Annotated in this window: 25 protein-coding genes; 14 read left to right on the top strand and 11 right to left on the bottom strand. The window is 71.8% G+C overall.

Annotated features, from left to right (window positions below; translation table 11 throughout):
- The first annotated feature begins 128 nt into the window (after positions 1 to 128).
- The 4 genes from ACWCPF_RS31650 to ACWCPF_RS31665 all read left to right on the top strand — a co-directional run bounded on the left by ACWCPF_RS31650 (position 129) and on the right by ACWCPF_RS31665 (position 4,063).
- Entirely contained in the window at positions 129 to 890 is a 762-nt protein-coding gene (locus ACWCPF_RS31650; RefSeq protein ID WP_451048530.1) for an SDR family oxidoreductase, read from the top strand.
- A 194-nt stretch (positions 891 to 1,084) separates the two neighbouring features.
- Positions 1,085 to 2,665, top strand: a complete 1,581-nt coding sequence (locus tag ACWCPF_RS31655) for an ABC transporter substrate-binding protein (protein WP_451048531.1) — start codon at positions 1,085 to 1,087, stop codon at positions 2,663 to 2,665.
- 152 nt (positions 2,666 to 2,817) lie between these two features.
- Complete coding sequence (ung, locus tag ACWCPF_RS31660; RefSeq protein ID WP_451048532.1) at positions 2,818 to 3,501, top strand: uracil-DNA glycosylase; 684 nt, start codon at positions 2,818 to 2,820, stop codon at positions 3,499 to 3,501.
- Positions 3,502 to 3,592: 91 nt separating this feature from the next.
- Positions 3,593 to 4,063 carry a hypothetical protein gene (locus tag ACWCPF_RS31665; RefSeq protein ID WP_451048533.1) on the top strand — a complete coding sequence of 157 codons (471 nt, stop codon included), beginning with the start codon at positions 3,593 to 3,595 and terminating at the stop codon, positions 4,061 to 4,063.
- A gap of 75 nt (positions 4,064 to 4,138) precedes the next feature.
- On the opposite strand, the gene ACWCPF_RS31670 is transcribed toward ACWCPF_RS31665, so the two are convergent.
- Together ACWCPF_RS31670 and ACWCPF_RS31675 are read right to left on the bottom strand one after the other, a co-directional pair.
- Positions 4,139 to 4,615, bottom strand: a complete 477-nt coding sequence (locus tag ACWCPF_RS31670) for a hypothetical protein (protein ID WP_451048534.1) — start codon at positions 4,613 to 4,615, stop codon at positions 4,139 to 4,141.
- Positions 4,616 to 4,735: 120 nt separating this feature from the next.
- On the bottom strand, positions 4,736 to 5,251 hold the full coding sequence (locus ACWCPF_RS31675; RefSeq protein WP_451048535.1) for a DinB family protein: 516 nt from the start codon (positions 5,249 to 5,251) through the stop codon (positions 4,736 to 4,738).
- 96 nt (positions 5,252 to 5,347) lie between these two features.
- On the opposite strand from ACWCPF_RS31675, the gene ACWCPF_RS31680 reads away from it, so the two are divergent.
- Entirely contained in the window at positions 5,348 to 6,259 is a 912-nt protein-coding gene (locus ACWCPF_RS31680) for a Gfo/Idh/MocA family protein (RefSeq protein ID WP_451048536.1), read from the top strand.
- Here ACWCPF_RS31680 and lnt read toward each other — a convergent pair.
- Together lnt and ACWCPF_RS31690 are read right to left on the bottom strand one after the other, a co-directional pair.
- Positions 6,177 to 7,760: an apolipoprotein N-acyltransferase gene (gene lnt / locus ACWCPF_RS31685; RefSeq protein WP_451048537.1), complete on the bottom strand. Its 1,584-nt coding sequence runs from the start codon at positions 7,758 to 7,760 to the stop codon at positions 6,177 to 6,179. The two genes, ACWCPF_RS31680 and lnt, sit on opposite strands and share 83 nt — an antisense overlap.
- A gap of 70 nt (positions 7,761 to 7,830) precedes the next feature.
- Positions 7,831 to 8,301 carry a nuclear transport factor 2 family protein gene (locus tag ACWCPF_RS31690; RefSeq protein WP_451048538.1) on the bottom strand — a complete coding sequence of 157 codons (471 nt, stop codon included), beginning with the start codon at positions 8,299 to 8,301 and terminating at the stop codon, positions 7,831 to 7,833.
- Positions 8,302 to 8,513: 212 nt separating this feature from the next.
- On the opposite strand from ACWCPF_RS31690, the gene ACWCPF_RS31695 reads away from it, so the two are divergent.
- Both ACWCPF_RS31695 and ACWCPF_RS31700 read left to right on the top strand, forming a co-directional pair.
- Complete coding sequence (locus ACWCPF_RS31695; RefSeq protein ID WP_451048539.1) at positions 8,514 to 9,089, top strand: AMIN-like domain-containing (lipo)protein; 576 nt, start codon at positions 8,514 to 8,516, stop codon at positions 9,087 to 9,089.
- Positions 9,090 to 9,233: 144 nt separating this feature from the next.
- A complete protein-coding gene (locus ACWCPF_RS31700; protein ID WP_451048540.1) occupies positions 9,234 to 9,932 on the top strand; it encodes a DUF4389 domain-containing protein in 699 nt (232 codons plus the stop codon).
- Between the two features lie 23 nt (positions 9,933 to 9,955).
- Here ACWCPF_RS31700 and ACWCPF_RS31705 read toward each other — a convergent pair whose 3' ends face one another.
- The 5 genes from ACWCPF_RS31705 to ACWCPF_RS31725 all read right to left on the bottom strand — a co-directional run bounded on the left by ACWCPF_RS31705 (position 9,956) and on the right by ACWCPF_RS31725 (position 13,582).
- Entirely contained in the window at positions 9,956 to 10,969 is a 1,014-nt protein-coding gene (locus ACWCPF_RS31705; protein ID WP_451048541.1) for an LLM class flavin-dependent oxidoreductase, read from the bottom strand.
- Positions 10,966 to 11,358, bottom strand: coding sequence for a hypothetical protein (locus ACWCPF_RS31710; RefSeq protein ID WP_451048542.1), 393 nt, complete (start codon positions 11,356 to 11,358; stop codon positions 10,966 to 10,968). Before ACWCPF_RS31710 ends, ACWCPF_RS31705 begins: the two co-directional genes overlap by 4 nt.
- A 93-nt stretch (positions 11,359 to 11,451) precedes the next feature.
- Entirely contained in the window at positions 11,452 to 11,655 is a 204-nt protein-coding gene (locus ACWCPF_RS31715; protein ID WP_451048543.1) for a hypothetical protein, read from the bottom strand.
- A gap of 173 nt (positions 11,656 to 11,828) precedes the next feature.
- Positions 11,829 to 12,371: a flavoprotein gene (locus tag ACWCPF_RS31720; protein ID WP_451048544.1), complete on the bottom strand. Its 543-nt coding sequence runs from the start codon at positions 12,369 to 12,371 to the stop codon at positions 11,829 to 11,831.
- Complete coding sequence (locus ACWCPF_RS31725) at positions 12,368 to 13,582, bottom strand: helix-turn-helix domain-containing protein (RefSeq protein WP_451048545.1); 1,215 nt, start codon at positions 13,580 to 13,582, stop codon at positions 12,368 to 12,370. Before ACWCPF_RS31725 ends, ACWCPF_RS31720 begins: the two co-directional genes overlap by 4 nt.
- Before the next feature lie 124 nt (positions 13,583 to 13,706).
- Here ACWCPF_RS31725 and ACWCPF_RS31730 point away from each other — a divergent pair, with 124 nt between their 5' ends.
- On the top strand, positions 13,707 to 14,030 hold the full coding sequence (locus ACWCPF_RS31730; protein ID WP_451048546.1) for a hypothetical protein: 324 nt from the start codon (positions 13,707 to 13,709) through the stop codon (positions 14,028 to 14,030).
- Between the two features lie 520 nt (positions 14,031 to 14,550).
- Here ACWCPF_RS31730 and ACWCPF_RS31735 read toward each other — a convergent pair.
- Positions 14,551 to 15,426: an undecaprenyl-diphosphate phosphatase gene (locus tag ACWCPF_RS31735; RefSeq protein WP_358808117.1), complete on the bottom strand. Its 876-nt coding sequence runs from the start codon at positions 15,424 to 15,426 to the stop codon at positions 14,551 to 14,553.
- Between the two features lie 350 nt (positions 15,427 to 15,776).
- Here ACWCPF_RS31735 and ACWCPF_RS31740 point away from each other — a divergent pair, with 350 nt between their 5' ends.
- The 3 genes from ACWCPF_RS31740 to ACWCPF_RS31750 are packed head-to-tail and all read left to right on the top strand — an operon-like array spanning position 15,777 to position 18,597.
- The gene (locus ACWCPF_RS31740) at positions 15,777 to 16,958 is read left to right on the top strand and encodes a Gfo/Idh/MocA family protein (RefSeq protein ID WP_451048547.1); all 1,182 of its coding nucleotides are present in this window, start codon (positions 15,777 to 15,779) and stop codon (positions 16,956 to 16,958) included.
- On the top strand, positions 16,955 to 17,884 hold the full coding sequence (locus ACWCPF_RS31745; RefSeq protein ID WP_451048548.1) for a DUF6807 domain-containing protein: 930 nt from the start codon (positions 16,955 to 16,957) through the stop codon (positions 17,882 to 17,884). The genes ACWCPF_RS31740 and ACWCPF_RS31745 overlap by 4 nt, the downstream gene beginning before the upstream one ends.
- Positions 17,878 to 18,597: a cupin gene (locus ACWCPF_RS31750; RefSeq protein WP_451048644.1), complete on the top strand. Its 720-nt coding sequence runs from the start codon at positions 17,878 to 17,880 to the stop codon at positions 18,595 to 18,597. The genes ACWCPF_RS31745 and ACWCPF_RS31750 overlap by 7 nt, the downstream gene beginning before the upstream one ends.
- Positions 18,598 to 18,652: 55 nt before the next feature.
- Here ACWCPF_RS31750 and ACWCPF_RS31755 read toward each other — a convergent pair whose 3' ends face one another.
- Positions 18,653 to 19,438, bottom strand: a complete 786-nt coding sequence (locus tag ACWCPF_RS31755) for a TVP38/TMEM64 family protein (protein ID WP_451048549.1) — start codon at positions 19,436 to 19,438, stop codon at positions 18,653 to 18,655.
- A gap of 50 nt (positions 19,439 to 19,488) precedes the next feature.
- Here ACWCPF_RS31755 and ACWCPF_RS31760 point away from each other — a divergent pair, with 50 nt between their 5' ends.
- From ACWCPF_RS31760 to ACWCPF_RS31770, 3 genes are all read left to right on the top strand, one after another.
- Entirely contained in the window at positions 19,489 to 20,214 is a 726-nt protein-coding gene (locus tag ACWCPF_RS31760; RefSeq protein WP_451048550.1) for a DNA alkylation repair protein, read from the top strand.
- Positions 20,215 to 20,592: 378 nt separating this feature from the next.
- Positions 20,593 to 21,762: an elongation factor Tu gene (gene tuf / locus ACWCPF_RS31765; protein WP_451048551.1), complete on the top strand. Its 1,170-nt coding sequence runs from the start codon at positions 20,593 to 20,595 to the stop codon at positions 21,760 to 21,762.
- A gap of 128 nt (positions 21,763 to 21,890) precedes the next feature.
- Positions 21,891 to 22,682 (top strand): spermidine synthase, encoded by a 792-nt coding sequence (locus ACWCPF_RS31770; RefSeq protein WP_451048645.1) that lies wholly within the window; start codon positions 21,891 to 21,893, stop codon positions 22,680 to 22,682.
- Positions 22,683 to 22,746 lie beyond the last annotated feature (64 nt).

Consider the following 22,746-nt stretch of genomic DNA (forward strand, 5'->3'; position numbering starts at 1 on the left):
CAGTATCGGGGCGACCCTCCGCCTTGCGATCGCACGCACCAGACGCCGCCGGGCCCGCCCTCCGGGCGGACGACGCTACTTTCGAAACACGCCCTGACGGCCACAAGGGACGACTGAGGATCACCGACATGACTGAACTGCCCGCACTCTCCGGCAAGGTCGCCCTCGTCACCGGCGCGAGCCGGGGCATCGGCTACGGCGTCGCCGAGGCGCTCGTCGCCCGCGGCGACCGGGTCTGCATCACCGGCCGGGGCGAGGACGCCCTCAAGGAGGCCGTCGAACAGCTCGGCGCCGACCGGGTCATCGGCGTCGCCGGCAAGGCGCACGACCTCGCGCACCAGGCCGCCGCCGTCGAGCGCACCATGGAGGCCTTCGGCCGCGTCGACTTCCTGGTCAACAACGCCGGTACGAACCCGGTGTTCGGGCCCATCGCCGACCTCGACCTGGAGGTGGCCCGCAAGGTCTTCGAGACCAACGTGGTCTCCGCGCTCGGCTTCGCGCAGAAGACCTGGCACGCCTGGCAGAAGGACAACGGCGGCGCGATCGTCAACATCTCCTCCGTCGCGGGCCTGTCGGCCTCGCCGTTCATCGGCGCGTACGGCATCAGCAAGGCCGCGATGATCAACCTGACCCAGCAGTTGGCGCACGAGTTCGCGCCGCGCGTGCGGGTCAACGCGATCGCCCCGGCCGTGGTGAAGACCAAGTTCGCCGCCGCCCTGTACGAGGGCCGCGAGGCGGAGGCGGCCGCCGCCTACCCGCTGGCCCGGCTCGGCGTGCCCTCCGACATCGGCGGCACCGCCGCGTTCCTGACCTCGGAGCAGTCGGACTGGATCACCGGCCAGACGCTCGTCGTCGACGGCGGCATCTTCCTCAACGCCGGCGTGGGCTGAGCCCCGACGCGTGCGACCGGGCGCCGTTTCCTCGACGGAAACGGCGCCTTGTCGTCGCCCGCACGTCATATATGGCGATGACAACGTCGTCAGACAAAAAGTGATCAAGACTCCCGCACTGCCGCCGCTTCAGGCCGTGCGGCGCTGCGGTATGGTCTGCCAACCCTTGGCATGGCAGATCGAGGAGCGTGCACGTGTTCAACCGGAACCGATCCTTGCAGCAGGTGGCTGCGATCGTGTCCATATCCCTGGTGGCCGGGTGCAGCCTCCTGGGGGAGGAGAGCTACGACGACGCCGGACCGATCGTCGTGGGCACCACCAGTGCGCCCAGCACGCTGGACCCCGCCGCGGCCTGGGACGGCTCCTGGGAGCTGTTCCGCAACATCTACCAGACGCTGCTGAGCTACCCCAACGGGGCGACGGAGCCGCAGCCCGACGCGGCCGAGTCCTGTGAGTTCACGGACACTTCGAGCCGCACGTACCAGTGCGAACTGCGCGACGGCCTCAAGTTCTCCAACGGCGACACGATCGACGCGAAGGCCGTGAAGCACTCGATCGACCGGATCAGGGCGATCGACGCGCCCACCGGTCCCAACGGGCTCCTGGGCAGCCTGGACAGCGTCGAGACCAAGGGCGACAACGTGGTGCTCTTCCGCCTCAACAAGGCGGACGCCACCTTCCCGTTCGTGCTCGCCACCCCCGGCATGTCCCTCGTCGACCCCGACGACTACCCCGCGAAGTCCCTGCGCAAGGACGACAGCATCGTCGGCTCCGGGCCGTACCGGCTGAAGTCCTACGAAGAGGGCAAGCAGGCCGTGCTGGTGCGCAACGACAACTACAAGGGCTTCGCCGAACGCAAGAACGACGCGGTGACCATCCGCTACTTCCAGGACTCCGGCGAGATGGTCAAGGCCCTGCGCGCCAAGGACATCGACATCACCTACCAGGGTCTCGCCGCCGACGACATCGTCGCCCTGGAGAGCAAGGGCGCCGCCGACGAGCTGCAGCTCGTCGAGGCCGCCGGCAGCAACATCAACTACCTGGTGTTCAACCCCAAGGACACCTGGTCGAACAAGGTCTCCGTGCGCCGGGCCGTCGCCCAGGTCATCGACCGCAAGGCGATCGCCCACAAGGTCTACAAGGACACCGTCGACCCGCTCTACTCCATGGTGCCGAGCGGTCTGACCGGCCACACCACCGGTTTCTTCGACTCCTTCGGCGACCCCAGCACCGCCAAGGCCCGCTCGATCCTCGCCGACGACGGGATCACCGAGACCGTCCCGCTCACCCTCTGGTACACCTCCGACCGCTACGGCTCCGACACCGCCCTGGAGTTCAAGGAGATCAAGAGGCAGCTGGACGCCTCCGGCCTGTTCTCCGTCACCCTCAAGAGCCGCCCCTGGAACACCTATGTGCGCGGCTACGAGAACGGCGAGTACCCGGTGTTCGGGCGCGGCTGGGCCCCGGACTTCCCGGACGCCGACAACTTCATCGCCCCGTTCGTCGGCGACCAGAACGCGCTCGGCACGCCCTACCCGGCGAAGGAGATCACCCAGGTGCTGCTGCCGCGCTCCCGCGAGGAGAGCGACCGCGCCAACGTGGTCAAGGACTTCGAGGCGGCCCAGCAGATCCTGGTCGACGACGCCCGGCTGCTGCCGCTGTGGCAGGGCAAGCAGTACATCGCCTCGTCGGAGGAGGTTTCCGGCGGGGAGCGCGCCCTGGACCCGTCGACGATCATGATGGTCTGGGAACTGTCACGGAAGACCAGCTGGTAGTCGTTCGGTGGCCGTTCGGTGGTCGTTCGGTGGCCGTTCGGTGGCCGTCCGGCGGTCGGTCGGCGGTCGTTCCGCGGTCGGCGGGGCCGGTTGTCAGTGGTCGCCTGTAGGTTCTGTGGTCTGGAAGTGACCGCACAACGGAGGACGTTGACGTGACCGACATCGCCATGCTGCCCGAGTCCTGGCACGGGGTTCTGGGCGACGAGCTGCAGCAGCCCTACTTCAAGGAGCTGACGGAGTTCGTCGAGGAGGAGCGGGCCAAGGGGCCCGTCTACCCTCCCCGCGAGGAGGTGTTCGCCGCACTCGACGCGACGCCGTACGACCGGGTGAAGGTGCTCGTCCTCGGCCAGGACCCGTACCACGGCGAGGGCCAGGGGCACGGCCTGTGCTTCTCGGTGCGGCCGGGAGTGAAGATCCCGCCCTCGCTGCGCAACATCTACAAGGAGATGCACGAGGAGCTGGGCACCCCGATCCCGGACAACGGCTATCTGATGCCGTGGGCCCAGCAGGGCGTCCTGCTGCTCAACGCGGTCCTCACGGTCCGCTCCGGCGAGGCGAACTCGCACAAGGGCAAGGGCTGGGAGAAGTTCACGGACGCGGTGATCCGCGCCGTGGCCGACCGGCCCGACCCGGCCGTCTTCGTGCTGTGGGGCAACTACGCGCAGAAGAAGCTGCCGCTGATCGACGAGAGCCGGCACATCGTGGTCAAGGGCGCGCACCCCTCGCCGCTGTCGGCGAAGAAGTTCTTCGGCTCCCGTCCGTTCACGCAGATCGACGCGGCGGTGGCGCAGCAGGGCCACGAGCCGATCGACTGGACGATCCCGAACCTGACCTGACCGAACCTGGAGCGTCCGGTCCCGGTGCCGCCTGACCCCGATCGCCGGTGCGTGCGGCTAGCGTCGACGCATCGACGCAAGGGAGGCCTGGGTGGCGAAGAGACAGGGTCGGACGGCGTCGGAGGCGCTGCTCACGCGGATCGGGCAGGTCGTGATGCTGCACCACGGGGGAGACCGCGAGGAGGCCCGGCACCGCCTCCTCGACCTGTGGACGGAGGTCGGCGAGGACGGCGACCCGCTGCACCGCTGCACCCTCGCCCACTACCTGGCCGACACCCACGACGACCCTGCGGACGAACTGGCCTGGGACCTGCGGGCGCTGACGGCGGCGCAGGAGCACGAGGGGTCGGTGGAGGCGCGGGCGCTCTATCCCTCCCTGCACCTCAACCTCGCGGCGGACTACGTGAAGCTCGACCGCGCCGAGGCCGCCCGGACCCATGTCCGCAGGGCGCGCAGGGCGGCCGCGGCGCTGGGCGACGACAGCTACGGGGACGGCGTACGGGCGGCGATCAGCAGGATGGAGCTGAGACTGGGGGAGGGGGAGTGGCGGCGCGAGGGATGATCCGGCGGGCGGGAGAAACGGGGCGGGAAAACGGGGCGGGCGAACCGGTCCGGGTGGACGGGGAGGCGTGAATCCTCAGCGGCCGTAGGCCTGTTCGCAGATCTCCGCTTCCTGGCTGTCCCGCTGCCACCCGCCGTACTTCCTGCCGAGCGCGCACACATCGGTGTTCCGGCGCACCTCCGCCGCCACCTCCGGAATCTCCACCCGCGGCAGTGCGGGCCGACGCGGCTCCGGGCGGGGCGGCCGGACGTGCGGACGCGAACGGGGCGCGGGCGGCTGCTCGGCCGGCGCCGCCGCCCGCTGCCGCCGCTGTGCCGGGGTGGCCGGCGCCGTCGGTTCCGGCTTCCGGGACGGCGCGATCATCTCCAGCGCCTCACGGGCCGGCGCCTGTACGACCTGCGTCTCGGCCCGCCCCTCCGGCCGCGGCACGGGCGGCCGGGACGCAGCCGCGGCCGGATCCGGCGCGGGCGGACGCGGGACGGTCATGCATCCGGAGAGGGTCGAGAAGGCCACGGTGACCAGGAGCGTGGCGGTGGTGGTGGTTCGCTGCACCCGCGCAACTCTGGCGGCTGTGACCGCCCGAGCAACAGCGGACCACCCGAGGTTGACCCATACGGGTGATCCCGTACCCCGTAAGAAGGGAGCGGCAGCGCCCTGAAGGGGCGCGGAGCCTCAGTCCCCAGTTGCGCCGTCGATGCGTTCGCGGAGCAGATCCGCGTGGCCGTTGTGGCGGGCGTATTCCTCGATCATGTGGGTGTAGATCCAGCGCAGGCTGAACGGTTCGTCGGTGTACCTGCTCTTGCCGCGCGAGAGTTCCTCCAGGGCGAAGCCGGCCGCGTACCGCCGGGCGACCTCGATCTCGGCCTGCCAGGTGGCGTGGGCCTGCGCCCAGGTGTCCTGCTCGGTGAGGTGGAACTCGCCGTCCCGGTCCTCGTCGCTGTAGTAGAGCGGCTCCGCGCCGTCGCCCACGAGTACCCTGCGGAACCAGCTGCGTTCCACCTCCGCCATGTGCCGCACCAGGCCCATCAGCGAGAGTTCGGAGGGCGGCGCCGAGGCGGTCCGGAGCTGCTCGTCGGTGAGGCCCGCGCACTTCATGGCCAGGGTCTGCCGGTGGTAGTCCAGCCAGCCTTCCAGCATGGTGCGTTCGTCGGCGTTCTGGGCGGGTTCGCTGCGCTGCGTAGAAGTCATCCCCGCATGGTGACCCCGAGGCGCCCGCGCCCACCACGGGTTTTCCGGTGCGCCGTATGCTGCCCGGGAGACAGGCGAGAGTTGAGGGAGCACCCCGTGAAGGTCGGCTGCATCGGACTCGGCGACATCGCGCAGAAGGCGTATCTGCCCGTGCTCGGCGCGTTGCCCGGGGTCGAACTGCAGCTGCAGACCCGCACCCCGGCCACCCTGGACCGGGTCGCCGACAGCCTGCGGCTGCCCCGCGAGCAGCGCCACCGCGACCTCGACGCGCTGCTCGCCGTCGGCCTGGACGCGGCGTTCGTGCACGCGCCCACCGCCGCCCACCCCGAGATCGTCGCCCGGCTGCTCGAAGCGGGCGTCCCGACGTATGTCGACAAGCCGCTCGCCTACGAACTCGCCGACTCCGAACGGCTGGTGGCGCTCGCGCAGGCGCGCGACACGTCCCTCGCCGTCGGTTTCAACCGGCGTTTCGCGCCCGGGTACGCGCAGTGCGCCGACCATCCGCGCGAGCTGATCATCATGCAGAAGAACCGGATCGGACTGCCCGAGGAACCGCGCCGGATGGTCCTGGACGACTTCATCCACGTCGTCGACACCCTGCGCTTCCTGGCGCCGGGCCCGGTGGACGACGTCACCGTGCGCGCCCGCGTCGAGAAGGGGCTGCTGCACCACATAGTCCTCCAGCTCAGCGGGGACGGCTTCACCGCACTCGGTGTGATGAACCGGCTCAGCGGCTCGAACGAGGAGATCCTGGAGGTGTCCGGGCAGGACACCAAGCGGCAGGTCGTCAACCTCGCCGAGGTCATCGACCACAAGGGCCAGCCGACCGTGCGGCGGCGCGGCGACTGGGTCCCGGTGGCCCGGCAGCGCGGCATCGAGCAGGCGGTCCTCGCCTTCCTGGACGCCGTCCGCGCCGGAAAGGTGCTCAGCGCCCGGGACGCGCTGGCCACTCACGAGCTGTGCGAGCGGGTGGTCCGAGCGGTGCGGGACCGGTCCGCCGCAGCCTGACCGCCCGGCTCCCCTCGGTGAGCCCGAGGGCCACGAGCGTCAGCAGGGCCAGATGGACCGGCCAGTCGCCGTAGCGGACGTACGGGGTGACGCCGTCGGCGAGCGGGACCTCGTAGACGGCCGTCGTGCTCGACTGCGTCCCCAGCCATGAGCCGATGCGCCGGCCGCTCGCGTCGTACACGGCGGAGACGCCGGTGAGGGTGGCGTGGACGAACGGCCGCCCGGTCTCCGCGGCGCGCAGCGCGCCCAGCGACGCGTGCTCCGCGGGCGCCCAACTGTGCTGGAAGGTGGAGGTCGACGACTGGGCGACCAGCACGTCGCTGCCGTCCTCGGCGAGATGCCGGCTCATGTCGGGGAAGGCGGTCTCGAAGCACACCATCGGCCCGATGCGCAGGCCCGGCGCGGCGTCCATCACGACCTGCCCGGCGCCGCGCCGCCGGTCCTCGCCGGCCGCCTTGCCGACGGAGGTGGCCCAGCCGAGCAGCGAACGGGCCGGTATGTACTCGCCGAACGGCACGAGCCGCATCTTGTCGTACCGGTCGCCGGTCGGACCGTCGGGGCCGACGAGGATCGAGCTCTTGTAGATGCCGGGCCGGTCGGAGCGGCGGGCGTCGACGTTGACGAGGATGTCCGCGCCGGTCGCGCGGGACAGCCGCGCCAGGCGATCGGCCAGATCGGGCCGCTCGGCGAGGTCGTATCCGACGCTGCTCTCGCCCCAGACGATCAGATCGACGTCCTGGCCGACCAGCCGCCGGGTCAGCTGCTCCTCGCGGTCGAAGCGTCGGTCGGGCCCGTCGATCACCCCCGGCTGGACCACGGCGATCCGGGCCTGTCCGTAGCCGTCGGGGCGCGGCGCCCACACCCAGGCCGCCGAGGCCGTGGCCGCGGTGGCGACCAGCCCGGCGAGCGCCGGCGCCCGGGACGCGGGGAGCGCGACGAGGACGGCGACCGCCACGTTGACCGCCACCACCAGCAGGCTCAGCAGCCAGACCCCGCCGACGGAGGCGAGCCGCAACGCGGGCTGCACCTGCCACTGACTGGCCCCGAGCATGCCCCAGGGCCCGCCCAGCCCCTGCCAGGAGCGGACGAGTTCGACCGCCAGCCAGGCCGAGGGCAGAACGAGCAGCGCGGCCGCCACCCGTCCGCGCGACGGCATCGCGTCCGCCGCGAGGAACCGGCGCACCAGCCACCCCCACGGCGCCCACAGCGCGCCCAGCAGCGCGGCGATGAGCAGCGTGAACACATGCAGGGACGGCAGCAGCCAGTGATGCATCGCCAGCATGAAGCCGAAGCCGCCGCACCAGCCGTCGTACGCCGCCCGCCGCGCCGTCGGCGCGCAGCGGGCGAGCAGGATCCACGGGACGAGCGCGAGGTACGCCCACCACCACAGGGCCGGCGCCGGGAACGCGAGCACGGGCAGCGCGCCCGCGAGAGCCGCGACGGCCGAACGCCGCCAGGGGGAGGTGAGCCAGTGTCCGAACCCCTGCGTGAGCGCCTGCATGCCTCCAGTGTGCGCGCCGCGGACGATCTCCGACAGAGTGCTTTTCGGCTCGGCGGGGGCGCGTTTCGGCTCAGCCGGGCAGCCGCCGCCATTTCTCCCGGACGACCACCTCGCGCACCCGCCAGCCGTCGGGCGTCCGCAGCAGACCGAAGGCGTACCGGCCGCCGCAGACGAAGTCGGGCGCGCCGGCCGGGGAGTCCTCGGGGGCGTCGGCGGTCAACCGCATCGGGTTGACGTAGTCGGCCTGCACCCGGGCGGTGTCGCCGGTGTCCTGCTCCAGGACCCCGAAGCGCACCCGGCGGTTGACGATGAGGTGCTGTCGCATCGCGAACACCCGCATGCTCTCCGCGAGCCAGGCGGCGACGTTCCCGGCCTCCCCCTCGATACCGCCGGCGGAACGGTAGTCCGCCCGTCCGTCCGATGTGAACAATTCCCGGTACGCCGTCCAGTCTCCGTCGTCCACCGCCACGGCGTAGTCGGTGATCAACCCGTCGACGGCCAGTCGGTCCATCACGGTGGCGAGCTCCACACGCTGCGTCATGGCCCGAGTCTTCGGCATGGGAGCTGATCAGCCAAGGTCTGTGCGGGTGTCGATCCCACGTACGGCGTCCGCGGCCCCCGAACCTCGGCCTTCCATGATCGGGCGTTGCCGTTTCGTGATCGTCCGGGCCTGGTCCGGTCACATGCCGAGCCCAGCGTGGACGCACACGGCCTGGCGCCGTGACCGTGTATTCGATTTATTGGGGAGCAGACATGCGACGACTGGGAACCGCGTTGGCGGCATGTGCGCTGGCGGGAGCCGGCATCGCGGGGACGGCGGTGACGGCGCAGGCCGAGACCGCCACGGCGACGGTGTGCGAGACCGGCTGGGGGAGCCTGGAGAAGCGGGTCAGCCCGGCGGAGGACTACCGGCCTCCGCTGACGAACGTCAGGACCGGCCGGCACGAGTGTTTCGACCGGATGGTCATCGACTACAAGGGCGGCTCGGGGACCGGTGACATCGGCTACCGCGTGAAGTACGTCGACAAGCTGATCTCGGTCGGCACGGGGGAGATCCCCATCTCCGGCGGAGCGATCCTGCAGATCGCCGTGACGCCGAACCACGACCCGGACACCGGCACGGACTCCTACCCGGGCACGCACGGGCAACCGCTGCCCGGAGTGGACGTCACCGGCTACCAGACCTTCCAGGACACGCGCTATGTCGACGCGCCCGAAGACGCCGTCGTGCTCGGGCTCGGGGTGCGGGCGCGGCTGCCGTTCCGCGTGACGCAGTCGGGCGACCACCTGATCATCGACGTCGCGCACTCCTGGAACGCCACCGCCTGAGCTGCGGCCAGGAGCCTGGGGAGGGGCCCGCCCGGGATGATCCGCCCGGGTCGCGGCCGTCCACGGCGCGTGCGAGCCTGGGACTGCGGACGGGTGGCCGCCGGGTGGGGACTTTTGGTGGGGACTCTTGATCGGAGGCGCCCCATGAATCCTGTCACCGCGTCGCCTGTGCGGATCGAGGCCTTTCTCGATCCCCGGCTCTCCCGATGGCTCTGGCTGGTCAAGTGGCTCCTGGCCGTCCCGCACTACATCGTGCTGTTCTTCCTCTGGATCGCGTTCGTCCTCGTGACGATCGTCGCGTTCTTCGCGATCCTGTTCACCGGCCGGTACCCGCAGTCCCTGTTCACCTTCAATGTCGGAGTGCTGCGCTGGAACTGGCGGGTCGGCTACTACGCCCACGCCGCGCTCGGCACCGACCGGTACCCGCCGTTCACCCTCGCGGACGTCCCCGACTACCCGGCGCGTCTGGACGTGGCCTATCCCGAGCGGCTCTCGCGCGGACTGGTCCTGGTCAAGTGGTGGCTGCTGGCGATCCCGCAGTACATCGTCGTCGGGATCTTCACCGGCGGGTGGGGCTGGGGGTGGGCGGGAGACGGCGGCTGGCGCGGTGTCGGCCTGATCCCCTTCCTCTCCTTCGTCGCCGTGGTCGTCCTGGCGTTCACCGCCCGCTATCCGGTCCACCTCTTCGATCTGCTGCTGGGCCTGGTCCGCTGGTCCGCGCGGGTGATCGCGTACGCCGCGCTGATGACCGACGCGTACCCGCCGTTCCGGCTCGACATGGGCGGCCGCTCCGAACCGCCGACGACAGCGTCGGCGACGCCGGAGGGCGGTCCCGGACGGTGAGGCCGCAGCGGCCTGCTGCGGGCCTACTGCGGGACGGAGGCCGTCGGTACGGTGGCCGCGGTCGGCGCCATGACGTGCCGTCGGACGAGTTCGTACGACCGCAACCGGTCGGCCAACGAGTAGACGGGCGTGACCAGCATCAACTCGTCCGCGTGGGTCGCCGCCACCAGGTCCGTCAGGCGCTTCGCCACGGTCTCGGGCGAGCCGACCGCCTGCTGTGCGCGGAAGCCCGCCAGCGCCTGCGTCTCCTCCGCGGTGAACGCGTGCGCGGCCGCGTCCGCGGGCGTCGGGAAGGGGAAGTCCCCTCGTCCCTTGAGCAGGCCGGCCTTGACGACGTCCATGGGGCCGGCGAGTCGGGCCGCCTCCTCCTGCGTCTCGGCGCACACCGTCTCCACGCAGACCAGCACGCGCGGGCGCGCACACCAGCGCGACGGCGAGAAATGGGCGCGGTAGTGCGCGAGCGCGGCGAGGGTGTTGTCGGGACGGATGTGATGGGCGAAGGCGATCGGCAGACCGAGGTCCGCGGCGAGCGCGGCGCCGGCCGTGCTGGAGGAGAGCAGCCAGGGCTCCGGGAGCGGGTCGAGCGCGACCTCGTCCACCAGGAGCCGCAGGGTCGCCGCCACATCGGCGCGGTACTCGTCGTCGGTCGTGGGGCCCGCACCGCGCCGCAGCGCCCGTGCCGTCGGCTCGTCGAAGGTGCCCGGGCCGCGGCCGATGCCGAGGTCGATCCGGTCCGGGTGCAGCGCGGCCAGCGTGCCGAACTGCTCCGCCAGCATGAGCGGGGCGTGGTTCGGAGCGAGGACACCGCCGGAGCCGAGGCGTACGGACGAGGTGGAGGCCGCCGCGTGCGCGATCAGGACGACGGGAGGGAACGCGCCGATGGCCGGGGAATGGTGGTGCTCGGCATACCAGAGCCGCAGGTAGCCGAGGTCCTCGATGCGCCGGGCGAACTCGGCGGTGTCTCGTAACGTGTCCGCGGCCGGGGAGCCCGACTGGACCATGGCCACTTCCAACGCGCTGAACGGCAGGGTGATCATGCGATCAGTCTAGGGAGGGCCGGGCCCTGTCCGAGCGGCGCCGGCGCAAGGCCGGTCGGGCCGTGGGGCGGCGGCGGGCGCGGCCCCACGGCCGCGCGCAGCTGCTCGACCCGCTCGCCAGGACCGTCCTGGACCCGGGGATCCGGGGCCGACCCGTCGGCGTCGTTCCAGCGGCGGGTGCCGTCGGCGGCCTCACCGGACCCGTGCGACGAGGTCCGCGCGGCGAGGTCCGCGCGACGCCGGTGCTCCGCGTCCGCACCGGCCTGAGCGGGGCGGGCGAGGTCGGCTGCGGTTCGGCAGCGCCCTGAAGGGGCGCCGGGCACTGACATCTGCGGCTCCGCCGCGCGGGCGCGGTCGGCCGCGATGCCGCCGCAGCGGAACAACGGCACATCGCCGCACTTCCAGCGGAGCGCTCAGGCGTCCGCACCGGCCTCGGCGGCGAACCAGGCGTCCAGGGCGGCGGTGTGCCCGGCGGCCGGGGCTCAGGCCGCCGTGACCACGTCACCCTGGATTGCCGTGACCACGTCACTGCGGATCGCCGCGGCCCACTCGACCACCAGCAGTTCGTACTCGGCCCGCTCCTGGGCCGACAGCGACCCGCCGGCACGCAGCCAGAGGGCCCGGATCCGCTCGTTTAACTCGGCAGCGGACCGCACGGAACCAGGGGCGACAGAATCGGGGGACATGCGGCAAGCCTAGGCGCATGCACTGACACTGCGCTACGGGACGGCTACGGACACCGATATGGGCTTGGTCACGGTTGATCGATCATCGCCGTCGGAGGGTCAGCCGGCCGACTCCGCCGCGCCCCCTGACAAGCCGGGCGGGAGGGGGCCTCGTTGTGCTTGGCTGCCGCCCTTTACATGCCAACTAGACGCCGCACGCCGACGAGTGCCTGCGCCCACGGGAACGACTTAGGGTCTCCCTGCTTCGGAGGGTGTGGCTCATAACCCTCCGGCCCATCGAGCACCAGCACACCCTGCCCGCGCAGCGTGGCAATCGACTTCGCCACCGCAGGCTGCGAGCCCTGCGCCTGGTTGAAGTACGGCATCGTTGCGACCGGCACGCCCATATGCACAGCCTCCGAGGGGATGCCGATCGCCAAGGTGTCCGCGATCCCAGCACCCCACTTGTTCAGCGTGGTGCTCGACAAAGGCGCCACCAGCATCGCAGCCGCCTTCGGCAACGCATCCTTCTCCCACGGCAGCTTGTACCGCGACCGCACCGGATGCCCGGTCAGGTCGACGAGTTCCTGCATGCGGGGCTCCCACCAAGTCGCTGCGGACGGAGTCAGGATCAGGCACACATCCCACCCATCGCGCTGGGCGACGCGCACGCCGTCGTCGATGTACTGGGTGGGCCCTGCGGCGCAGGCGATCAGGTACAGCACGGGAGTGGTCATCCCCGGAGTCCACAGCGTTCGGCCAGCGCACGCAACTGAGGCTCTGGGGTGGCTGTCGCGCAGACCACGTCCTTGACCAGGTTTACCGTGGCTGGCGTGCCCCGTACTTCCTCAGGGGTCAGCTTGTCGGCTTCCAGGAGCGCCTTCGCCGCATCGTCCTTTCGCCGCGTCAAGAGCGAAGCGCGTGCCATCGCGACATGGTGTCCGGCCTGCCGCTCCCGGCTCATCCTGGCGAGTGCCTCCCGGTCGAGGCCGTCAGCGGCTTCGAGCGCCGACCAGCCGTCCTCGAACCGGATCAGCATGTCCACCCGGTGCAGCCCAACGTTGGTTGGACCGAACATCGTCCAGTCCTCGTTCCGGTCCCCGCCTTGCCGGGCAGCCACGTCACCGGCCGCGTCGACGTAGTCGGTGGCCGCGCGCACCCGGGCAGTTGTGCGCTCCTGCGAGGACGCGGCAAACGAGGCGGCCAAATACAGCATGCCGAGAGTGGACAGGCCGAGCGGTCCTTGCTCGACGAGCCCGCCTTCGAGTCGTCGGGCGGCGGCAGTCGCGAACTCCACCGCGGTCTGCGGCCGCTGCTGGTGGACGAGGCTCTTCGCCACCCGCCGGGCCGCGGCCCCGATCTGGACCGGGTCGCCGGACCGCTCCGCAGCGACGAGCGCCCGGTCTGCGGCGAGCGCAGCCTGGATGGCTGTCGACTGCCCGTACTTGTGCAGGTACGACGTCACCAGCTGGTAGACCCGGGAGAGCACGCCCTGAGTTTCGGCCTGCGCTCCGACGGGGGCGCTGTGTGCCGCCTGCCTGGCAGCGGCGATCAGGATGGGCAGCTCGCGAGCGAGCGTGGCGTAGTGACAGGCCTGGAAGGCCTCGCAGCAGTAGACGAGCCGCCTCCGCAATACCACTGGCGTGGGCATGTCCGTGTCGGCGGCGGGGGCATACAGGGCGTCGATGACGCCGAGGGCGTCGCCAGGCGGGGTGCTTCCCGCAGCTGGCGCGGGCGGGCTGTCGGACAAGAGTTGCTCGAGGGACACACGCAGAACCTCGGACGCCCGCACGAGTACCGACAGGCGCGGATCCTGCTGGCGTTTCCCGCCTTCGATGTCCTGCACCCACCGCTTCGTCTGGCCCATGAGCTGGCCGAAGTCGGTCTGGGTGAAGCCTCTCCTGTCGCGCCAGTAGGCGATGCGGCGGCCGATGTCAGAAGTGTCCATTGCGTGCCCCCGAACCAAGGCACGCACTTTGCGTGCCCTCCACTGTTGTACCGCGTCTTACGGTCACGGGTGTGAGACCGATCACCGTGACTGTGGAGGCGTGATGACGGCATCGGAACCCGCCGTGACCACTGGCATTCCCACCCCTGAGGCACTTGCACTGCTGCCCGTCCCGGCGGGGCTTTCCGTCCCGCAGATGGACGGCCGTGTGTGCGTGTACGACAACGAGACCCTCACCCCCGAGACGGCGGTGGACCTCGGGAGGCGTGAGCAGGGCGGGCGTCTCGTGTGCGCGCGTGCCTCCCGCGGCTGCGTGACCCGTGCTGCGCAGGCCGCCCTGTACCGCCATGCCGCCGGTCCGAACGCCTGCCCCGATTGTCAGGCCGCGCCGATCTGCGACACCGGGCGGGCCCTCGTCCGCGTGATCAAGGTGGGTGCGCGGCGATGATGTGCGACCGCTGTGGTTCCCGGATCGTCGGCGAGCCCGACGTCTACGACCACATGGCCGCGTCGGGCCCCGGCATCACGCTTCACTTCCATCCCGGATCGTGCCCGTCGTCGCGGCAGCAGCGGACACCCGACCGCATGCCGGTGGTGCTGTCCGACCCCCTCGGTTCCGTCCCGCCGGTACGTCGTAGGCCGTCGGGCAAGTAGGGCGAGGGCAGCCCCTGCCGCTTCCGGCCGAATCGCACCCGAACTCGTCCGATCGAGTGACCGTGGCGCTCCTCGAGCGACCCTCGTTGGTCACGACACCAGGGCCGTAGCCCTCGTCCTGCTCCACCCCGCCGCCGGCGACGGCACACGGAAAACCCCCGCGACCTGAACGCGGGGGTCTTCGTTGCTGCCGGAGGGCGGGAGAGTGGGAGGCGACTGGGAGATGATCATGTCGGGAACCGTCCCAGAGTTCCCTGGTCCCGGCCAATTCGCTATGGGTTCAGCTGGCGAAAAGTAGCTGTTCGGGTGCCCGGTCAGCCGGCCGACTCCGCCGCGTGCGGGCTCAGGACGCCCATGCTGACCAGGACGATCAGCACGATGCCCAGGACGACGCGGTAGTAGACGAACGGCATGAAGGACTTCGTGCTGATGAACTTCATGAACCATGCGATGACCGCGTAGCCGGTGACGAAGGCGATGACCGTCGCGAACATGGTCGGACCCCAGGCCACATGGCCGCCCTCCAGCGCGTCCTTCGTCTCGAAGACGCCCGAGGCGAGGACGGCCGGAATGGCCAGCAGGAAGGAGTAGCGGGCCGCGGCCTCGCGCTTGTAGCCCATGAACAGGCCGCCGCTGATGGTGGCGCCGGAGCGCGAGACGCCGGGGATGAGGGCGCAGGCCTGGCAGAGGCCGAAGATCAGGCCGTCCTTGACCCCGAGGTTCTCCAGGCTCTTGCGCTGCTTGGGCGCGCGGTGCTTCGCGCCCGCCTCGTCCCGGGCCGCGAGCCGGTCGGCGATGCCGATCACGATGCCGACCACGACGAGCATGGTCGCGGTGATCCGCAGATCGCGGAACGGCCCCTCGATCTGGTCCTTGAGGGTGACGCCCAGCAGCCCGATCGGGATCGAGCCGACGATCACCAGCCAGCCCATCTGGGCGTCGTGGTCCTTGCGCATCGTCTTGTCGAAGAGCGACCGGCTCCAGGCCGCGATGATCCGGCCGATGTCCTTGCGGAAGTAGATCAGCACCGCCGCTTCCGTGCCGATCTGCGTGATCGCCGTGAAGGCGGCGCCGGGGTCCTCCCAGCCGGAGAACGCCGCGGTCAGCCGCAGATGCGCACTGGAGGAGACGGGGAGGAACTCGGTCAGCCCCTGGACGAGTCCGAGGATGAGAGATTCGAACCAAGACATGAGGTCAGGAAGTCCAAGCGCCGATCGGAAGGGGCGACCGCGACGGCAGGCCGCCGCGTCCGGTGAGGTCCGGTGATCAAGAGTGTGCAAAGGAAGCGTAGCGGTCCCGTGTGACAGGTTCGCCACAGGGGTTTGAAGGGCAAGGTCAGTTGCCCCGTTCGACCGCGCGTGAGCTGCGGCATTGGTCCGTCGCAGGCTCGAAGCTCCGGATGGTTGACCGGTCACCCGGCCGCCGCATACGTTGCCTCCGAGGGGAAAGCGCTTGCTGTGCGTGCGTGCCGCACGCTTCCTGCTCGGTTGCTGGCTCGTCGGCCGTACGGCCGTTCGTCGGAGGAGTGCTGATCACGCCCATGTCCCCATCCACTCCGCTGCCTGTCCCCCTCGACGGCCGCCCCATCCGGGCCGCCGTCATCGGCACCGGCGCCATCGGGCGCGGCTCCCATCTGTCGGCGCTCCAGGAGCTCGCCGCCGAGGGCGAGACCGAGGTGGTGGCGGCCGTTGACATCGATGCCAGTGCCGTCGAGGCGTTCTGCGCGGAGGGCGGCGTCCCGCACGCCTATACCGATCTCGAACTGATGCTCGCTGAGCAGCGCCCGGATCTGGTGACCATCTGCACCCCGCCGACCCTGCATCGCGAGCAGAGCGTGGCCGCGCTGCGGGCCGGCGCCTGGGTGTGGTGCGAGAAGCCGCCCGTGCCGACCCTGGCCGACTACGACGCCGTCGAGGCGGAGGAGGGCGAGAAGTCGGGGCCGTACTCCTCGATCGTGTTCCAGCACCGCTTCGGGTCCGGGACGCGGCACGTGCGGCGGCTGCTCGACGAGCAGGCCCTCGGACGGCCGCTCGTCGCGCACTGTCAGACCACCTGGTACCGCGACACCGCCTACTACGCGGTGCCCTGGCGGGGTCGCTGGCAGACCGAGGGCGGCGGCCCGGCGATGGGCCACGGCATCCACCAGATGGACCTGCTGCTCGACCTCCTCGGCCCGTGGCGCGAGGTGCGGGCCATGGCCGGCCGGCTCGTGCACGACGTGGAGACGGAGGACGTCTCCACCGCCCTGGTCCGCTTCGAGAGCGGGGCCATGGCCACCGTCGTCAACAGCGTCCTGAGCCCCGACGAGGTCAGCCGCATCCGGATCGACTGCGAGCGCGCCACCGTCGAGCTCACCCACCTCTACGGCCACTCCAACGCCGACTGGACCGTCACCCCGGCCCCGGGCGTCCCGGGCGACGAGGCGGCGGCCTGGCAGGACTTCGGCCCCGACGTCCCGAGTTCGCATGTCGCGCAGCTGCGCGAGCTGGTCGCCAGCATGCGCGCCGGGCAGCGGCCGCGCAGCAGCGGCCCGGACGGGCGGACCAGCCTGGAGCTGATCTCCGCGCTGTACAAGTCGGCGTTCACGGACACCACGGTGCGGCGGGGCGAGATCGGCCCCGGCGACCCGTACTACACGGCCCTGCACGGCGGCGCCCCGGGCTGGGCGCCGGGCACGACCGCGGTGGGCACGGCCCCGGTGGGCGCGGAGGTGCCGGCATGAGCGGGGACCTGCGTCTCGTCCACGCCCACGGCGACCGCATCACGGTGACCGACCCGGCCACCGGCGTCGAACTGCTCGCCTACGTCTACCGGCCCGAGGCGGCCTGGGAGGCGCCGCGGCCGTACATCCACCCGCTGCGCACCCTCGCCGGCGACGTCGTCACGGACTACCGGCCCAACGACCACCGCTGGCACAAGGGGCTGTCGCTGACCGCCTCGCACCTCTCGGGCGCCAACCTGTGGGGCGGGAACTCGTACGTCCACGGCGAGGGGTATCTCGAACTGCCCGAGCGGGTCGGCTCGATGGCGCACGTCGGCTTCGACGAGGTCGCGGCCGACGCGGGCCGGGTCGTCATCGCCGAGCGGCTGACCTGGCATCCGCACAGCGGCGAGCTGTGGGCCGACGAGATTCGCCGGATCGAGGTGCACGACGTCGACCCGGACGCCGGTTCCTGGGCGCTGACCTGGACCAGCGCCGTCACCAACCGTCGCGACGAGCCGCTGCGCTTCGGCAGCCCGACCACCGCCGGGCGGGAGCTGGCCGGCTACACGGGCCTGTTCTGGCGCGGTCCGCGCGCCTTCCGGGACGGCCGGATCATCGGCCCCGAGGGCGAGGGCCCGGAGCTGATGGCCTCGCAGAGCCCCTGGCTCGCCCTGTCCGGCGAGCACGACGGCGCCGACGGCCACGCCACGGTCGTCTTCGCGCACGCCCCCGAGAACGACCACTCCGGCGCCGCGGGGACCCACCCGGCCCACTGGTTCGTCCGCAACGAGCCCTTCGCGGGCATCGCCCCGTCCTGGGCGTTCTTCGACGAACTGGAGCTCGCCCCCGGCGACACGCTCACCCGCCGCTACCGGGTGATCGTCGCCGACAGCGCCTGGGAGCGGGACGCGATCGACGCGTACCTGAAGGCGCACCCCTGGTGAGCGAGTACGCGGGACTGCCCGGCGGGGTCGCCGTCTCGCACCTGTGCGTGTACGACTGGCCCGCCGCCGACGGCCTGCACGGCGGAACTCCGCACCTGCATCTGACCTGTTCGGAGGGGTACGTCGTGACCGGCGGGCGCGGCTCGGTGCAGACCCTGACGGCGTCCGGGTACGAGGTCACGCCCCTCGCGCCCGGCACCGTCGCCTGGTTCACACCGGGCACCGTCCACCGGCTGGTCAACGAGGACGACCTGCGCATCGCCGTCCTGATGCAGAACAGCGGGCTGCCGGAGGCGGGCGACGCGGTGCTCACCCTGCCCCCGGAGTACCTCACCGACCCCGAGACGTACGCCGCCGCGACCGTGATCCCCGCCGACGCCCCGGAGGAGCAGCAGGCCCGGATCGCCCGCGCCCGGCGCGATCTCGCGCTGGAGGGCTACCGGGCGCTGCGCGAGGCGCCGGACGTTCCGGCGGCCCTGGCCGACTTCCACCGGGCCGCCGCCGCGCTCGTCCGGCCCCGGCTCGCCGAGTGGCGCGAACGCTGGCTGCGCGGGGCGCGGGCGGCCGCGGAAGCCACCGGGGAGCAGCTCGACCGGCTCGCGGCCGGCGATGTCTCCCACCTCGCCGAGGCGGTCGTCAGGGCCGAGGAGCCGTCGGCGTACGGGAAGTTCGGGATGTGCGGACGGCTGGACGTGTACCGGGGGCCCGAGTAGCCGTCCGGAACGTCCGGAAGGCGGAGACCCGGGGCGGCTGAGGCTTCTTCCGGGGTCAGGGCTTGCGCAGGTGGTGGCGTTTGCGCCAGGCCATCACCGCGCCCGCCACCGTCGGCAGCGCGATGGCGGCCAGGGCGATCAGGAAGGCCGGCGAGGTCGGCGCCGAGGCGCGGGCGCCGGCCACGACGTAGGCGGCCGTGTTGGGGATCGAGCCCAGCGCGGTCGCCACCAGGAAGGGCGTCCAGCGCATCCGGGAGACGGCCGCGCAGTAGTTCACGCCCCAGAACGGCAGCCCGGGGAACAGCCGCGCCGCCAGCATCGAGCGCATCCCGTGCCGGCTCAACTGGCCGTCCGCCGCCGTCAGCAGCCGTCCGCGCAGCAGGGGCCGCAGGGCGTCCTGGCCCAGCACGCGGCCGAGGCCGAAGGCGAGCCCGGCGCCCAGCACGGTGCCCGCCAGCGAGGTGCCCAGACCCACCGCGGAGCCGAACAGCGCGCCCGCGGCCAGGTTCAGCAGCGGTCTCGGCACGAACGCCACGGTGCACAGCCCGTAGGCCACCGCGAACACCACGGCCGCCGTGGGGCCGCCCAACTGCGGCGGCCAGCCGTCCGCGAGGAGCTTCTGCGGCTCGAAGAGCAGCACGCTCGCACCGGCCGTCGCCAGCAGCGCGACCAGCAGCGCGAAACGGGACCACGGCGACAGCAGCACTCTGCCGCAGCGCGCGAGAAGACCGGCGGGGGCTGCGGGGGCGGTGACGACGCGCACCGGAACGACGAGGTCCGAGGCGGTGGCCGGGGGAAAGGCCGTGGCGGTGTCACCAGAGCGGGTGGTGGCATCGAGCATGACCGCGACACTAACCGACGGACATGTGTGATCGCCGTATGGTTCGTCTCATGACCGTGACAGGTGCGCAAACGATCGGCGTGCCGGACAGCGTTCTCGCCGACGCTGTGCTGGCGCGGCTGACGTCCGCGTACGGCGGCGCGGTCGACCCGGAGCGGGCGGCGGCCATGCAGGCCTACATGAAGGACGTCGCCCCCTTCCTCGGGCTGCCCACCGCCGACCGCCGCGCCCTGTCCCGCACCGTCCTCGCGGGCACGCCCCGCCCCGACGAGGCCGACTGCACGGCGATCGCCCTGCGCTGCTGGGCCCTGCCGCACCGCGAGTACCACTACTTCGCCGTCGACTACCTGCGTCGGCACACGGGACGGCTGTCGTCGGGGTTCCTGCCCGTCGCCCGCCGGCTCGTCGCCACGACGTCCTGGTGGGACACGGTCGACCTGCTCGCCGCCCATGTGGTCGGCGCCCTGGTCGAGGCCGACCGCCGGCTCGCCGCCGACATGGACGTCTGGATCGCCGACGAGGACCTGTGGGTCGCCCGCACCGCGCTGCTCCACCAGCTCCGCTACAAGGACCGCACGGACGCCGACCGGCTGTTCGCCTACTGCCTGCGTCAGTCCGGCCACCCGGACTTCTTCGTCCGCAAGGCCATCGGCTGGTCGCTGCGCGAGTACGCCAAGACCGACCCGGAGGCCGTCCGCGCCTTCGTCACCCGGGAACGGACCCGCCTCGCACCACTGTCGGCCCGCGAGGCCCTGAAGAACATCGGGGACGGCTGAGCGTCCCGTTGGACGTGCCGCCATGTGCCGCCCATGCGCTGTCGTTCCGGTGCGGCGCCGTCGTGGCTGGTCGCGCAGTTCCCCGCGCCCCTTTCAGGGCGCTGCCGACTTCGCCTGACCCGTGCGTTTCCATGCGTGGAAAACCATTCGACGTCGTACGAACCGTCCGCGATGATCGGGTCCATGTTCCGGTTCGCCTTCGTTCTCGCAGCATCCGCCGTCGCGGATGCTCCGAAGGCTGCCGTTCCGCCCCTCGCGGCCGCTGTCGACGGCGCCCGAAGCTGACCCTCTCCGGATTGTCCGGCGGACCCCGCAGGGGGAGGGTCGGCGAGTACCTCGGGGTCCCCACTTCCTACGGACACGCTTCGAGGTACAGCCATGCCCAAGACCGCTTACGTGCGGACCAAGCCGCACCTGAACATCGGCACCATGGGTCACGTCGACCACGGCAAGACCACCCTGACCGCCGCCATCACCAAGGTCCTCGCCGACCGCGGGGCCGGCACGTTCGTGCCGTTCGACCGGATCGACCGCGCTCCGGAGGAGGCCGCGCGCGGCATCACCATCAACATCGCGCACGTCGAGTACGAGACCGACACCCGGCACTACGCGCACGTGGACATGCCGGGGCACGCCGACTACGTCAAGAACATGGTCACCGGCGCCGCGCAGCTCGACGGGGCGATCCTCGTCGTCTCCGCGCTCGACGGGATCATGCCGCAGACCGCCGAACACGTGCTGCTCGCCCGGCAGGTGGGGGTGGACCACGTCGTCGTCGCGCTCAACAAGGCCGACTCCGGGGACGAGGAGCTCATGGACCTCGTCGAACTGGAGGTCCGCGACCTGCTCACCGAGCACGGCTACGGCGGCGACGCCACGCCCGTCGTACGGGTGTCGGGGCTGCGGGCCCTGGCCGGCGACCCCCGCTGGACGGCCTCGATCGACGCGCTGCTCGACGCCGTGGACACCTACGTCCCCATGCCCGAGCGGTACCTCGACGCGCCGTTCCTGCTGCCCGTGGAGAACGTGCTCACCATCACCGGCCGGGGGACCGTCGTCACCGGGGCCGTGGAGCGGGGCAGGGTCCGGGTGGGCGACCGGATCGACGTGCTCGGCGCGGGGCTGGAGACCGTCGTCACCGGCCTGGAGACCTTCGGGAAGCCGATGGACGAGGCCCAGGCCGGGGACAACGTGGCGCTGCTGCTGCGCGGGGTGCCGCGGGACGCCGTCCGGCGCGGGCACGTGGTCACGGCGCCGGGGAGCGTGAGTCCGAGCCGTCGGTTCACCGCCCAGGTGTATGTGCTGTCGGCGCGGGAGGGGGGTCGTACGACGCCCGTCTCCACCGGGTACCGGCCGCAGTTCTACATCCGCACGGCGGACGTCGTGGGGGATGTGGACCTGGGGGAGGCGGCGGTGGCGCGGCCCGGGGAGCGGGTGGCCATGACCGTCGAGCTGGGGCGCGAGGTGCCGCTGGAGCCGGGCCTGGGCTTCGCGATCCGGGAGGGCGGTCGCACCGTGGGGGCGGGGACCGTGACGGCCGTGCTGTGAGGGCTGTGCGGGTGAAGGGCTGACACCGCCGTGCGTCCCGGAGGGCGGTGTCCCACGGGCACAATGAAGCGGTGAACGACGAGCCCATACCCGTCACCCGCGCCGTCGACCACGGCACCGCCAAGCTGATGCCCGACGTCGACCGGGAGCGGGCCTGGCTGCTGACGGTCGACGGCGCGCCGCAGTCGTACGTCGACCTCGACGACCCCACCTACCTGGAGTTCGAGTACGCACGGCGGCTGGGGCACGTCCTGGACATCGTCGCCGAGCCGGGCCGGCCCCTGGACGCGGCGCATCTCGGCGGCGGCGCGCTCACCCTGCCCCGGTACCTGGCCGCGACCCGGCCGGGCACCCGGCAGGACGTCGTCGAGTTCGACCGCGGCCTGCTGGAGCTGGTCGCGGAGCACCTTCCCGTCCCGGCCGGGTCCGGCATCGCGCTGCACGCCGCCGACGCGCGGGCCTGGCTGGAGGCGGCTCCGGACGACTCGGCCGACGTGCTCGTCGCCGATGTCTTCGGCGGCTCGCGCGTCCCCGCCCAGCTGACGTCCCTCGCCTACGCCCAGCAGGCCGGACGGGTCCTGCGCGCCGACGGCGTCTATCTCGCGAACCTCGCGGACTCGGCGCCCTTCGACTTCCTGCGGTCCCAACTGGCCAATCTCGCCGCGGTGTTCGAGGAGCTGGTGCTGATCGCCGAGCCGGGCGTGCTGCGCGGACGCCGGTTCGGCAACGCGGTGCTCGCCGCCGCGCACCATCCACTCGACGTGCCCGCCCTGGCCCGGCGTACCGCCTCCGACGCGTTCCCGGCCCGGGTGGAGCACGGGCCCGGCCTGCGCCGGTTCATCGGCGACGCGCGACCCGTACGGGACGAGGACGCCGTGCCGTCGCCCGAGCCGCCCGAGGGCGCGTTCGGCATCGGCTGAACCGGCCGGGCGTCGGCCGGCCCGGCGGCGGTCCGAGCCGGCCGGCTCCGCTCGGGCGCTCCGC

The sequence above is a fragment of the Streptomyces sp. NPDC001858 genome (genome assembly GCF_053594615.1).